We start from the raw sequence: 12725 nt of genomic DNA, 5'->3' as shown, positions 1-12725 counted from the left end.
GCTGCTGAAGTCCAACTGCTCGGGCGTCATGAACCGCGCTGTGCCGGAGCTCGCCTTCGTAGGCTCCGGGGCGCACGCACGAGGTTGAGCATCCGACGGCAAGGGCGCGCGCCCGGCCAGGAGGTACCCTTCGGGAGACGTGCACTCTGGAGGAGGGGCCGGCGTGACGACCTTCGGCAGTGCGACCCCGCTGCTCAGCGCCGTCCTCGCGCCGCTCGCCGACCTCGGCCGGGCCGACGCCGTGGCCCGGCGGATCACCGAGGCGATCGCCCTCGGCCTGGTCGCCGACGGGGATCAACTGCCCAACGAGAACGACCTGTCCGACCAGCTCGGCGTCGCCAACGGCACCGTCCGCGAGGCGCTCGCCCTGCTCCGCGAGGCCGGACTGATCGAGACCCGGCGCGGCCGCAACGGCGGCAGCTTCGTCCGCATCCCCGCCGAGGGCTGCGAGCACCTCCAGCTCGCCAGGCTGCGCGACCTCGCCGTCGTCGACCTGCGCGACCTCGGTGACGAGGAATCGGCCGTCTTCGGCACCGCCGCCCGGCTCGCCGCCGAACGCGCCCCCGCCGACCTCGGCCCCCGGCTCGCCCGGCTGGTGCAGGAGTTGCGCGGCGCCGCCGGGCCCGCCGACCAGCGCCGGGCCGACGCCCGCTTCCACATCGAACTCGCCGTCGCCGCCCGGTCGGTGCGCCTCACCCGGCTCGCCGTCCGGCTGCAGGCCGAACTCGGACCGCTGCTGTGGCTGCCCGCCCCCTACGGGCCCGACCAGGAGCAGTTCGCCGAGCAGCACCGCGAGATCCTGGTCGCGGTGCTGGCCGGTGACGCGGTCGGCGCCCGCGCGGCGGCGGAGACGCACGCGGTCGCCTGCGTGCACCATCTGGTGCGCGGGCAGCAGCGGTTGGCGGAGGACGGCTGAGGTGACGGCGGTGACGGCGGCGGTGCTGGTGGAGGGCCGGGAGGCGGTGGTCCGTGTCTCGGAGATGACCCTCACCCGTGAAGGTCTCAGTCGCTCCGCTTCCTTGCGGCCGGCGGCCGGGTGAAGCAGCAGTCCCCGCAGAGCCCCGCGCCCGGACCGATCCGGTAGTAGAGGCAGCAGCTGGTCCGGCGGAAGGCCGTTCCGCGCGGCCCGGTGAGCAGCGTGCCGGACCCGGCCAGCGGCGGACGGGCCAGCAGCTCCGCGACCAACTCGCGGGCCGCTCCCGGAGCATGGGTGTCCAGCACCCGCAGGGTTCCGGCCAGGGCGGAGGCGGCGTTGCCGTGCAGCAGGCGTGCCGAGAGCGGGACGGTGGCCCGGACCGCCGCCGCGAGCGGCTCCAACTGGCCCAGCAGGACGGCCCGGTGGAGCTGGTCGGCGAGACTGCCGGTCGTGCTGCGCGCCGGCTCCAGCGGAGTCCAGAGGTCGATAGGCCCCTGGTCCGGAATCCGCACCCAGGCCTGCTCCAGGGTCGGCACCGTCCCGAGCAGCACGGCCGAACCGAGGCCCACCGACCAGAAGCGGGCGGCCAGTCCGAGGTGCAGGATCGAGGCCGCGACCCGGAGCTCGGTGGTGCCCAGTCGCTGCGCCACCACCCGGACCCGGGCGGCGAGCGGCGCGTCGGCTCCGGTGCCGTACAGCTCCGGCAGCGGGCGGAAGCCCGGCGGCGGCGCCCCGGCCGGGGAGGTGTCCAGTGCGAAGTACGGCCCGACGGCGGCGAGTTGGCCGTAGTCGGGCGCGGGGTTCAACGGCCCTCCCCGGTGCGGCCGTTTAACCCCGCGCCACGCTCGGTCGGCCCGGTTGCGGGCAGGTGGTGGTGCAGGGGCATCGGGGCAAGCCTCCAGGGGTGCGGTCGGACACCGATCATGGGCATGAACGGTACCGCCGCGCCCCGGCCGCCCGGCACTGCCCCTGCCGCCCGGCACCGCCGCGTCGGGCGTGCTCCGATTCTGCTCCCGGGCCCTCGACCTCGCCTCCCGCCCGGGAGGGGAGTTGTCTCCATCCCGGGGAGGAACCCGCCTCCCCCGGGAGAGTGGCCCGTAGGCTCGGCCGGGTGCGCACCGACTCTCAGCCCCGCCCCGCCCGGTCCCGGCGAGTGCTCGCCGTCCTCGCCGCCGTCGTCCTGTTGGCGCCCGTCGCCCTCGCGCACCCGGGGGAGCGTGGCGCGGCCGCGCTGATCGCCCTGACGGCCGTGCTCGCGGCGGTGGTGGCGTCGCTGCCCTGGCCGACGGGGCGGATCACGCCCACCGCTGCGGCGGGAGCCGTGGCCGGCGCCTCCCTGCTGGTCGACCTGCTCTACTCGGGGCCGTACCGGCTGCCCGGGTTCTGGCTGCCCTTCGAATGGCTCGCCCTGCTCGGCGTGGTCTTCCGCGCCGTCCGCCGACTGCCCGACCGTTGGGTCGGACCGGTCGGCGGCCTGGTCGGCCTGGCCGCCGTCGTCCTGCCGCTGCGGTTCGCCCTCCGGACACCACAGGGCGGCCCGGCCGGGCCGGTGATCGGTGTGCTGCTCTCCCTGGTGCCGGTGCTCGGAGCGGCCGGGGCGGGCCTCTACCTGCGGATCCTGGACGCCCGCCGGGAGCGCGCCGTCGCGGCGGCCAGGCGTGAGCAGCGGCTCGAGGTGGCGCGCGGCCTCCACGACTTCGTCGCCCACGAGATCACCGGCATCGTGCTGGAGGCCCAGGCCGGTCAGCTCCCGGGCCAGGAAGCCGAGGAGACGGCCGCCCTGCTGCGCCGCCTGGAGGAGGCGGGGCTGCGGGCGCTCGACTCGATGGACGACATGGTCGGCGCCCTGCGCGACCCGCAGGACGACCGGAGCACCGGGGCGCCGACCCGCCGCCTCGGCCTGGCCGACCTCCCGGAGCTGGTCACCCGCTTCGGGACGACGGGCGGCCTGCGCGCCACCGTCGAGCTGACCCCCGAGGTCTCCGGTCGGCTCGCCGCCGAGGCGGAGGCGACCGTGTACGCCGTCGTCCTGGAGGCCCTCACCAACATCCGGCGACACGCCCCGCAGGCCACCGAGGTGACCGTCCTGGTGGCCCCGGCGGACGACGGGAGCGCCGTCCGGGTGACCGTCACCGACAACGGCGGCCCCGCCGTTCGCAGGCCCCTGCTGCGCCGCCGACCCGGCTCGGGCGGTACCGGCCTGCCCGGTCTCACGGCCCGTGCGGCGGCCCACGGCGGCACCCTGACCTCGGGCCCGGTCACCCCGGCGGGGTGGCAGGTGGTGTGCGTGTTGCCGGGGCGCCAGCGGTGAACCGTCCGGTGGTGTCGGCCGAGCGGGCTCGGCCGACGCCACGCCCGTGCGGGTCGGTGCCACGCCCGTGCGGGTCGGCGGCCGTCGTCATGGTCGACGGCTCCGTCCACCGGGCACCCGCACCCCCGCCGGTCGTCTCGGCGCTCGCGGCCGCCGCCCCGGGCGCCGCGCGGGCGGGTGAGGGTGAAGCGGTCGACCGGGACGAGGTCGCCGTAGGGGCCGCTGACGGAGTAGTAGGTCACGTCGATGGTGGTGTCGCCGCCGTGTTCGCCCGGGTCGACGTCGAAGGAGGCGAAGCCGTACGGGTTGTCGGCGTCGCGGAAGGCGGACCAGGGGGCGTCCTCGATCACGTAGACCGGGGGCCGCTTGCCGGTGGCCTTGTCGACGGGGCCGACGCCGGTGATGACGCGGGCCTTGGCGGGGGTGAAGAAGAGCTTGTTGGAGGGGGCGGAGGTGCCGCCGCCGCCGATGACCATGTGGACGGTGCCCCGGGTGGTGTCGACGGTCTCGGTGTCGGTGGCGGCCGGGATCGGGGTGCGGGTGTCGGTCGGCTGCTGGCCGCGGATCGGGTGGGAGCGCTCGTAGTGGTGCTCGTGGCCGCAGACCACCAGGTCGACGCCGTACTTGTCGAACAGCGGTACCCAGGCTTCGCGGACGCCGAGGTCGGCGCCGTTGAACTTGTCGGCGGTGGAGATGACCACCTGGTGCATGCAGACCACGATCCAGTCGATCCCCGGGTCCGCGTTGGCGGCGATCAGCTCCCGCTCCAGCCAGCGCTGCTGGGCGCCACCGGAGTAGCCGTGCACATAGGAGTTGCCACCGTCCTGGTAGGCGACGTCGTCGTTGTTGAGGCTGATGACGCGGACCGAGCCGGCCGTGAACGCGTACCAGAGGCGGTGCAGTTCGTCGTCCGAGCCGGCGTCCGGCAGGTCGAAGTAGGCCTGGTAGGCGCCGTAGCCGATCGGGCCGTTGCCGCGTTCGTTCTCGTGGTTGCCGGCGGCGGGCATCCAGGGGCGGTGGCGGGCCGAGCGGGTGTTGTTCTCGAACCAGTCGGACCAGGTGCGGACCCGGTCGGTGGCGAGGTTGGCGTAGCAGAGGTCGCCGTTGACCAGGTGGAACAGCGGGGCGACCCGTTCGACCCCGGCGGTGGTGTCGCCCGCGGCCGGGCTGCCGAGGTTGTCGTTGACGTAGCCGTTGGCGGTCTGCTTGCCGAGGTGGGGGTGCCCTGGTCGCCGAAGCTGGTGAAGGTGAGGGCGGCCCGACCGCGCGGGGCGGTGCGGACGGTGCCGAGCTCGGGGGTGGCGCCGTCGTGGACGGCGGCGTAGACGTAGTCCGTGTCCGGGTGCAGGCCGGTGAGCCGGGCGTGGTGCACCTGGACCTCGGTGCCGGAGGCGGCGTCCCGGTAGGTGCGGGTCTCGGCCTGCTCGCTGCGGCCGAAGCCGCCGTGCGAAGTCCCGTACACCACCCGGGGGTTGGAGACGGACGTGGTGGTGTGCCAGGAGACCGTGACCTCGCGCGAGGCGTCCGAGCCGAACTGCAGGTGCAGTCCGGCCACGCCCGGGGCACCGGAGCGGTCCGGCCGCTCCCACAGCAGTGGGGAGGCGACGGCCGGGGCGGGCGCGATGCCGGAGAGGGAGACGGCGCCGCCGAGGCCGAGACCGGTCGCCCCGGCCAGGAGCCCGCGCCTGCTGACGGGGAGACGTCCACGGGATGCGTTCATGGCGGCCAGCCTCACCGGACGGAGGTGAACCGCGCCGCACCGGCGGCGTGAACTTTCCCGCCAGGCGGGTGATGCGGGAGACTGCCCGCTGTGACGAGTACGAACGGTGAGTGTCCGCGGGTGATCCGCACCCTGATCGCGGACGACCAGGAGGCCGTACGGCGGAGCGTGCGGCGGATTCTCGACGCGCAGCCGGACATCGAGGTGGTCGGCGAGGCCGCCGACGGGCAGGCCGCGCTGGAGCTGGCGGCCGAACTGCGGCCGGACGTCGCGCTGGTGGACATCCGGATGCCGAGGCTGGACGGGCTGGAGGTGACCCGGCGGCTGTCCGGCTCGGTGCGGGTGGTGGTGCTGACCACCTTCGACCTGGACGAGTACGTCTACCCGGCGCTGCGGCACGGCGCGTCCGGGTTCCTGCTGAAGCGTTCGGGCCCGTCCCTGCTGGCCGAGGCGGTCCGGGCGGCGGCCGACGGGGAGAGTCTGATCAGCCCGTCGGTCACGGTGCGGCTGCTGAAGCACGTGACGGCGCCGCCCCGCCCCGCGCAGCCGGCCCCGGTGGTGCCGCTGACCGGGCGCGAGGTGGAGATCGCCGGTCACGTCGCGGCGGGCCGCACCAACGCCGACATCGCCGCCGAACTGTTCATCTCCCGGGGCACCGTGAAGACCCACGTGGCCAGCATCCAGCGCAAGCTGGGCGTGCCGAACCGGGTGGGGATCGCCGTGTACGCCTGGGAGATGGGCTACCCGGTGCCGCAGTGACCAGGGCGGAACGGGAGCGCGCCCACGGGGCCGAGGGGATGCTCCGTGGACGCGCGGAACCTACGAGGTGGGGGTGGCCTCCGGACATAGTGTCCTCCGGCCGGTAGTTCGATCGTCGACCGAGGTAGTGCTCAGCGGCAGACCCTGATCCGTCTCGATCTGTCGCCACTGCCTCCTGCGGTCGAACTTCCTTCAGCTACCTCGCAGGTCCATTTCCCATCATGCGCCTCCTACGGCGCGCGCACCAGGGGTGAACGGCTCGAATTCGGGCAAATTTCGCAAGTCGCGAGGCCTTCGCCGGGCATTGCGGGCCGTCGACCCGCTACCAGCCGTCCACGAAGCTGAGCGTCCGGTGGTACGGCCCCTCCGGCCCGGTGCTGCGGTAGTCCTCGACGCTGCTGCCGGTCCGCACCGTGCGGTCCCCGTCGTGGCGCTGGGCGGTGGGTCGCAGGGTGTGGTCCACGGTGGAGCGCTCGGTGACGTGGCCGCCGGTCGCCGTGGTGGCCTCGCGGTGGTAGCCGAGGTCCATCGCGGTGCGCTGGTCGGTGTTCCCGGCCGCGTCGTGGGTGACCTTGTACGTGACGTCCAGCGGCTCGCCCTCGTGCACCGTGGTGGTGCGGTGCGGTCCGCCGCCCCAGGTGGCGGTGGTGCGGGTGAGGTCGGTCCCGTTGTGCAGCGTCACGTCGTTGCCGCTGTCGCGCAGTTGCTGGGCTGAGCTGAAGGCGAGGTCGTCGCGGACCTCGGTGGTGATCCGGCCGTGCGAGGTCTGTACCCAGCCCCGGGCGAGGTCGTGCCGGGCGGCGATGACGGTCCAGTCGCCGCTGCCGCCGTCGTGGTCTGTGAGCTCGGTGCCCACGGTGGCCTCGGGGGCGACCCGGTAGTCGGTGAGCTGCCCGGAGGTGCGGTCGGTGCCGTGGTCGACCTCGGCGAACAGGTTGACCTGGCCGGTCCAGACGTCGTTGCTCTGCGCCTCGCTCGCGTTGACCGTGATGCCGACGGTGTGCGGGCGCCCGTCCAGCAGCAGGCCGGCGTACGGGGTGAGGTCGAGCCGGTAGGCGGGCAGGTCGAAGGCGAAGATGCCCGGGATGGGCCGCCACAGCAGCGGGTCCCAGCCGCCGGTGTAGATCACCGGGTACGGCCAGACCGCGCCGGCCACCCGGCCGTCCACGGTGAGCCGCAGCTCGCGGAAGGGGCCCTTGCCGCAGGCGCCGATCGACGGGTTGGCGGCGACGACGGCGTCCGGCGCGGAGGCGTAGGCGAACTCCTCGCAGGCGCCGCCGCCCCGGGCGTAGACCTCGGCGGTCAGGCGCTCCAGGTTCTGCGGGAAGGTGAGCTCGCGCCCGGCGGTCGGGGCGGCCTGGGTGAGCGCGAACGGGCCGGTGGTGAGCAGCTGGTCGGCGCCGCGGGCGGCGGGCCAGCGGTCGTTCGCGGTGTAGAAGGTCAGGCTCGCCGAGATCTTGTAGACGCCTGTGTAGGTGGCGTCGGTGACGTTGGCGAGGTCGAAGGAGAACGGCTGCGGTCCGGCCGTGAACAGCGGGGCGTAGCGGGTGAGGTCGCGCTCGACGTTCCACTGGATGCCGTCCTTGGACGGCTCCGGGGTGGAGGAGAGCAGGACCTGCACGCCGCCGATGCGAACGCTGAAGATCCGGTCGAACTGCCGCCCGGCGACCTGCCCGTGGAGGTCCATGACCACCGCCGACCAGGGCCCGGCGCAGTCGGCGGGCGGGGTGAGGGTGGCGGTGTACGGGGTGTCGGGCGGATTGCCGTACCCGTTGCGGAACTCGCGCTCGTGCATCACCTCGACGGTGCAGGAGCGGGTGTCGGGGCGGGTGAGCGGCTTGGTGGCGGTGACCGGGTCGTGGTAGCCGGTGCCGAAGTCGGCGTGGGCGGGCCCGGCGGCGGTGAGGGCGCCGGCGAGGGTCAGGAGGGCGGCGCCGACCAAGCGGGCGGTGCGGCGCAGCAGAGGGCTTCGGGACTCGGTTCGGCGGAGCGGGGAGTGCAGGGCCACGGTGGATCCCCGGGGTCGGGCGGCCCGTCGGCGTGCGACGGGGCGGGTGGATGATCCGGGCATCCTTCCGGCGGTGGCATGTGAGCGTCAAGGGTGGGTGCCGGAGCTCCCGCGGCTCCTACGGTTCCTCCAACTCGGCCGCCTCCTGCCGGATCACGTCGCGCAGCACCGCCAGCGTCGGGCGGCGGTCGTCCGTCCGCCACTGCATCTCCAGCGGCAGGGTGGCCCGGCCCTCCAGTCGTACGGTGGCCACGTCCTCGGTGAGGTGGCCGGTCATCGAGCCGGGCACCAGCGAGAAGGCGCGGTTGCGGGCGAGCAGGTAGAGCCGGGAGCCGACGATCCGCGGCGGGCTGACCAGCACCGGCGGGTCGGTGCCGTGCTCCGCGCACAGGCCGAGCACGTGGTCGTAGTAGCGGGGGTGCTGCTCGCGCGGCCACAACAGCAGTGGGAGGTCGCGCAGTTCGGCCAGGCGCAGGCCGGTCCGTCCGGCCAGCGGGTGGTCCCGGCCGAGGGCGACACGCACCGGCTCGTCGGCGATCCGCTCCAGCCGGTAGCCGGGCACCTCCGTCAGGAAGCGGCCGAGGCCGATGTCGGCGAGCTCGGTGGCCAGGGTGGTGGACACCTGCCCGGTGTCCACGGCGAGTTCGGCGGTGGTGAGCGCGGGCAGCTCCTGCTCGGCCCGGCTGACCACGGCGGGCAGCAGCCGGTTCACCACGCTCGGGGAGGCGACGATCCGGGCCGTGCCGAGCCGGGCCTCCTCGTGCAGCCGGACCCTGGTCAGCAGCGTCCCGGCCTGCTCGAGCAGCCGGGCGCTCTCGGTGACCATCACCTCGCCCGCCTCGGTCAGGGCGACGGAGCGGCGGCTGCGGTCGAACAGCTCGACGCCGACGGTCCGCTCCAGCCGGGCGACCTCCTGGCTGACCGTCGGCTGCGAGATGTGCAGCCGCTCGGCGGCCCGGCCGAAGTGCAGCGTCTCGGCGACGGTCAGGAAGACCTCCAGCTGACGCAAGGTGAGACCCATGCCGTTCAGCCTAGGACGAACTGATAGGTGATCGCCTATCGGAAGTCCCAGGACTCATTCTGGATTCCGATGCGGAGCGTCCATACGCTGATCGTCGCGTTGCCCCACCGCAGTGGCATCTCACAGGGAGGTCGCATCATGACCGGACTGCCCACCAGCACCCCCGCCATCAAGGTCTCCGAGGAGGTCGCGCAGGCCGTCTCCGACGGCCGCCCCGTGGTCGCCCTGGAGTCGACGATCTTCACCCACGGCCTGCCCCGGCCGCGCAACCTGGCCGTCGCGCTGGAGGCCGAGCGGCAGCTGCGGGAGGCGGGCGTCGTCCCGGCGACCACCGGGGTGCACGCGGGCCTGCCCACCGTCGGCCTGAGCACCGAGCAGATCACCGAACTGGCCGCCGCCGACGGCCTGGACAAGGTCAGCCTGCGCGACCTGCCGGTGGTCGCCGCGCTCGGCCGGCACGGCGGCACCACCGTCGCCGCCACCGCCTTCCTGGCCCACCGCGCGGGCGTCCGGGTCTTCTCCACCGGCGGCCTCGGCGGCGTCCACTTCGGCGCCTCCGAGAGCTTCGACGAGTCGGCCGACATGACCACCCTGGCCGCCACCCCGGTCACCGTGGTCAGCGCCGGTGTGAAGTCCATCCTCGACATCCGGGCCACCCTGGAGCGCTTCGAGACTTTCAACATCCCGGTCATCGGCTACCGCACCACCAAGTACCCCGGCTTCTACGTCACCGACTCCGGTCACGAGATCAACTTCAGCGTCCAGTCGCCCGAGGAGGCCGCCAAGGTGATCGACGCCCGCGACCGGCTCGGCCTGCCGCAGGCCGTCCTGATCGCCAACCCGGTCGACCCGGCCAAGCAGCTGCCGCCGGAGGAGCTCGACGGCATCCTGGCCCGGGCCTGGGCCGAGGCCGAGCGCCGGGGCGTCACCGGCAACGCCTCCACCCCGTTCCTGCTCGACTACATCCAGCGCGACACCGGCGGCCGCAGCCTGGAGGTCAACGTCGAGGTCTACCGCGGCAACGTCCGCCTCGGCGGCGAGATCGCCACCGCCCTGGCCGCCGCCGCGACGACCGGGGCCTGACCCGTGCTCGGGGTGCTCGGCGACCTCGTCGAGGACATCGTGGTCTGGGCCGACGGCCCGCTGCGCCACGGCACCGACTCCAGTGCCCAGGTCTTCCGGCGGCGCGGCGGCAGCGCGGCCAACGTCGCCTGCTTCGCCGCCGGGCAGTACCCGGCCCGCTTCCTCGGCTGCGTCGGCGCGGACCCGGTCGGGGACGGCATCGTCGCCGAACTCGGCGGCCACGGCGTGGACGTACGGGTGCAGCGGCGCGGCCGGACCGGCAGCATCGTGGTGCTCATCGACCAGGACGGCGAGCGCACCATGCTGCCCGACCGCGGCGCCGCCACGCTGCTGGAGCGCGTCCCGCAGGAGTGGCTGGCCGGCCTGACCCACCTGCACGTGCCCGCCTACTCCTTCGACGGCGAGCCGGTCGGCGCCACGGCGGTGGACGCGCTCGGCCGGGTCCGGGAGGCGGGCGGCACCACCTCGGTGGACGCCTCCTCGACCGGCATGCTGGAGCAGTTCGGGCGGGAGCGGTTCCTGGGCCTGCTGGCCGACTTGGCGCCGACCTTCGTGTTCGCCAACCGGTCCGAGTCGGCCCTCCTCGGCCTGCTGGTGGACGGCCTTCCGGGGCCCGGGCGCGCCCGGCTGGCGGCCACCACGGTGGTCACCAAATCCGGTGCCGAGGCGACCAGCGTCGACGTGCCCGGCGAGGGGCTGTTCACCGTGCCGGTCCCTCCGGTCGCGCGGGTGCGCGACCTCACCGGGGCCGGGGACGCCTTCGCGGCGGGTTTCCTGGCCGGCTTCCTGGACACCGGGGACCTGCGCCTGGCGGCCGGGCTCGGGCACCGCAGCGCGGCCCGGGTGCTGGCCTCGCCGGGGGCGAGTGCGGGGTAGGCGATGAGCCGGGGCGGGGCTGCGGGGTGGGCCGTTGGGTGGGGCTGCGGGGTGGGGCCGCCTAGCCGCGCAGTGCGTCCTTGCGGAGGAAGTGCTTCAGCTTCTGCCAGGTCCAGGCGTTGATCACGTCCTCGGCGGTGAGCCAACCGCGCTGCGCCGTACCGATCCCGAAGCGCGGGTAGGCGAGGTGGCCGGTGGCGTGCGCGTCGCTGTCGATCGCGAAGCGCACGCCGTGCCGCCTGGCCCGCAGGACGTCCTCGTCGCGCAGGTCGAGCCGCTGCGGGGAGCTGTTGATCTCGATCGCGGTGCCGGTGCGCGCGGCCGCCGCGAACACCGCGTCGAGGTCGACGTCGATCGGCCCGCGCCGGCCGATCCGGCGGGTGGTGAGGTGGCCGATGATGTGCACGTGGGGGTTCTCGCAGGCGCGGATCAGCCGGCGGGTCTGGGCGGCGCGGTCGAGGGCGAAGTGCGAGTGCACGGAGGCCACGCAGACGTCGAAGCCGGCCAGGAACTCGGCCGGCCAGTCCACCCCGCCGTCCGGGCCGATGTTCAGCTCGGTGCCGTGCAGCAGGCGCAACTTCTTGTGCCGGTCGGCGAGTCGGCGCAGCTGCTCGCGCTGGGCGAGCATCTTCTCGTCGGTCATCCGCTGCATCACCAGGTCCGGCGCGTGGTCGGTGACGGCGTAGTAGGAGTAGCCGCGCGCGGCCGCCGTGTCGATCATCTCGGTGAGGGTGGCCAGGCCGTCGGTGAGGTCGGTGTGGGTGTGCAGGTCGCCGCGCAGGTCCGACTCCTGGATGAGGTCCGGGAGTTCGCCGTTCAGCGCGGCCTCGATCTCGCCCCGGTCCTCGCGCAGCGTGGGTGGGATCCAGGGCAGGCCGAGTGCGGCGTACACCTCGTCCTCGGTCTCCGAGACGACCTTGGCGCCGTCCGCCTTGGCGCCTTTCCCGGCCCCGCCGTCCTTCCGGGTCCCGCCGTCCTTCCCGGCTCCGCCCTCGACGTCGAACAGCCCGTACTCGGAGAGCTTCAGTCCCGCCCGCACCGCCATCGTGCGCAGCTTGATGTTGTGCGCCTTCGACCCGGTGAAGTAGACCAGCGCCGCGCCCCAGTCCTCCTCCGGGACGACCCGCAGGTCCACCTGGACGCCCTGGGTGGTGCGGACCGAGGTCTTGGTCGGCCCGCTCCCGATCACCTCGGCCACGTACGGGAGTTCGGTGAGCGCGGCCATCAGCGGGGCGGAGTCGGCGGCGGTCGCCAGCACGTCGATGTCGCCCACCGTCTCGCGCATCCGGCGCAGCGAACCCGCGTACGCGCAGCGGGTGCAGCCGGGGACGGCCGAGAGCGCCTCGACCAGCTGGTCGGCCAGCTCGGTGGCGGTGTCGAGCAGGGTGCGGCCGCCGGACTGCCGCATCAGCTCGATGCCGTGCAGGATCTTCTCGCCGCTGCGCTCGCCGAAACCGGCCAGGTCGGACAGCTTGTCGGCACGGATCGCCTCGGCGAGTTCCTCGACGGAGGCGATGCCGAGGTCGCGGTAGAGGGAGAGGGCGCGTTTGGGGCCGACGCTGGGGACGGCCATCATCTCCCGTACGCCGGACGGGATCTCGGCTCGCAGGGTCTCCAGCGCGGCGATCTTTCCGGTGGCGAGGTACTCGGCGATCTTCTCGGCGGTGGACTTGCCGACGCCGGGGATCTGCTGGAGCCCCTTGACGTCCAACTCGGCCAGGTCCTCGGGGTGGCCGCCGACCGCACGGGCGGCCTTCTCGTAGGCGCGGGCCCGGAAGGCGTCCCCGCCGGTGATGTTGATCAGGTCGGCGTACTCCTGGAGCAGCTCCCTGACCTGGTCGTTGAGCCGGGGCATGGGGCAAGTCTAGGTTCGGCGGCCCCGGTCCGCCGGGTGGTCGGCCGATGCCCGCCGGGTGGCCGGCCGGCGTCCGCCGAGCGGCTAGTCCCGGACTTCGCACATGGGGTTTTAGGTCTCCAGCCAGCGGGGTCGGGTTTCGTCAATGCTGAGGAGTTCGAGCAGGTGTGCTTGGA

At 74.0% G+C, this 12725-nt stretch carries 10 protein-coding genes and 2 pseudogenes; 6 read left to right on the top strand and 6 right to left on the bottom strand.

All coding sequences use genetic code 11. The annotated features are described in order from the left end of the window. The first annotated feature begins 163 nt into the window (after positions 1-163). Complete coding sequence (locus tag ACFVWU_RS42180; RefSeq protein ID WP_387631428.1) at positions 164-916, top strand: FadR/GntR family transcriptional regulator; 753 nt, start codon at positions 164-166, stop codon at positions 914-916. A gap of 86 nt (positions 917-1002) precedes the next feature. Here ACFVWU_RS42180 and ACFVWU_RS42175 read toward each other — a convergent pair whose 3' ends face one another. Further along, positions 1003-1722, bottom strand: a complete 720-nt coding sequence (locus ACFVWU_RS42175) for a (2Fe-2S)-binding protein (protein WP_387631426.1) — start codon at positions 1720-1722, stop codon at positions 1003-1005. 305 nt (positions 1723-2027) lie between these two features. On the opposite strand from ACFVWU_RS42175, the gene ACFVWU_RS42170 reads away from it, so the two are divergent. Next, positions 2028-3227, top strand: a complete 1200-nt coding sequence (locus ACFVWU_RS42170; protein ID WP_387631423.1) for a sensor histidine kinase — start codon at positions 2028-2030, stop codon at positions 3225-3227. Between the two features lie 423 nt (positions 3228-3650). Beyond that, entirely contained in the window at positions 3651-3812 is a 162-nt protein-coding gene (locus ACFVWU_RS42165; RefSeq protein WP_387631420.1) for a hypothetical protein, read from the top strand. A gap of 56 nt (positions 3813-3868) precedes the next feature. On the opposite strand, the pseudogene ACFVWU_RS42160 reads toward ACFVWU_RS42165, so the two are convergent. Next, positions 3869-4339, bottom strand: a pseudogene (locus tag ACFVWU_RS42160) (metallophosphoesterase); the annotation flags it as partial. Between the two features lie 248 nt (positions 4340-4587). Beyond that, positions 4588-4947: pseudogene (locus ACFVWU_RS42155) on the bottom strand (fibronectin type III domain-containing protein); the annotation flags it as partial. A 120-nt stretch (positions 4948-5067) separates the two neighbouring features. Between ACFVWU_RS42155 and ACFVWU_RS42150 the strand changes: the two are divergent. Then, positions 5068-5706: a response regulator gene (locus ACFVWU_RS42150; protein WP_387631418.1), complete on the top strand. Its 639-nt coding sequence runs from the start codon at positions 5068-5070 to the stop codon at positions 5704-5706. A 322-nt stretch (positions 5707-6028) separates the two neighbouring features. Here ACFVWU_RS42150 and ACFVWU_RS42145 read toward each other — a convergent pair whose 3' ends face one another. After that, positions 6029-7714: a peptide-N4-asparagine amidase gene (locus tag ACFVWU_RS42145; RefSeq protein WP_387631415.1), complete on the bottom strand. Its 1686-nt coding sequence runs from the start codon at positions 7712-7714 to the stop codon at positions 6029-6031. Between the two features lie 118 nt (positions 7715-7832). Further along, a complete protein-coding gene (locus ACFVWU_RS42140; RefSeq protein WP_387631413.1) occupies positions 7833-8735 on the bottom strand; it encodes a LysR family transcriptional regulator in 903 nt (300 codons plus the stop codon). A 138-nt stretch (positions 8736-8873) separates the two neighbouring features. Here ACFVWU_RS42140 and ACFVWU_RS42135 point away from each other — a divergent pair, with 138 nt between their 5' ends. Both ACFVWU_RS42135 and ACFVWU_RS42130 read left to right on the top strand, forming a co-directional pair. Beyond that, positions 8874-9818, top strand: a complete 945-nt coding sequence (locus tag ACFVWU_RS42135) for a pseudouridine-5'-phosphate glycosidase (protein ID WP_387631410.1) — start codon at positions 8874-8876, stop codon at positions 9816-9818. A 3-nt stretch (positions 9819-9821) separates the two neighbouring features. Further along, complete coding sequence (locus tag ACFVWU_RS42130; protein WP_387631408.1) at positions 9822-10694, top strand: carbohydrate kinase family protein; 873 nt, start codon at positions 9822-9824, stop codon at positions 10692-10694. Positions 10695-10755: 61 nt separating this feature from the next. On the opposite strand, the gene ACFVWU_RS42125 is transcribed toward ACFVWU_RS42130, so the two are convergent. After that, entirely contained in the window at positions 10756-12549 is a 1794-nt protein-coding gene (locus tag ACFVWU_RS42125) for a helix-hairpin-helix domain-containing protein (protein ID WP_387631406.1), read from the bottom strand. Positions 12550-12725 lie beyond the last annotated feature (176 nt).

It is taken from the genome of Kitasatospora sp. NPDC058190 (genome assembly GCF_042883685.1).
Lineage (GTDB): Bacteria > Actinomycetota > Actinomycetes > Streptomycetales > Streptomycetaceae > Kitasatospora.
This window is presented reverse-complemented; position numbering and strand designations above follow the sequence as displayed.

Excerpts from the sequence above, each read along its gene's own strand:
- ACFVWU_RS42140 (WP_387631413.1), bottom strand. The coding sequence starts at position 8,735 with ATGGGTCTCACCTTGCGTCAGCTGGAGGTCTTCCTGACCGTCGCCGAG.
- ACFVWU_RS42135 (WP_387631410.1), top strand. The coding sequence starts at position 8,874 with ATGACCGGACTGCCCACCAGCACCCCCGCCATCAAGGTCTCCGAGGAG.
- ACFVWU_RS42125 (WP_387631406.1), bottom strand. The coding sequence starts at position 12,549 with ATGCCCCGGCTCAACGACCAGGTCAGGGAGCTGCTCCAGGAGTACGCC.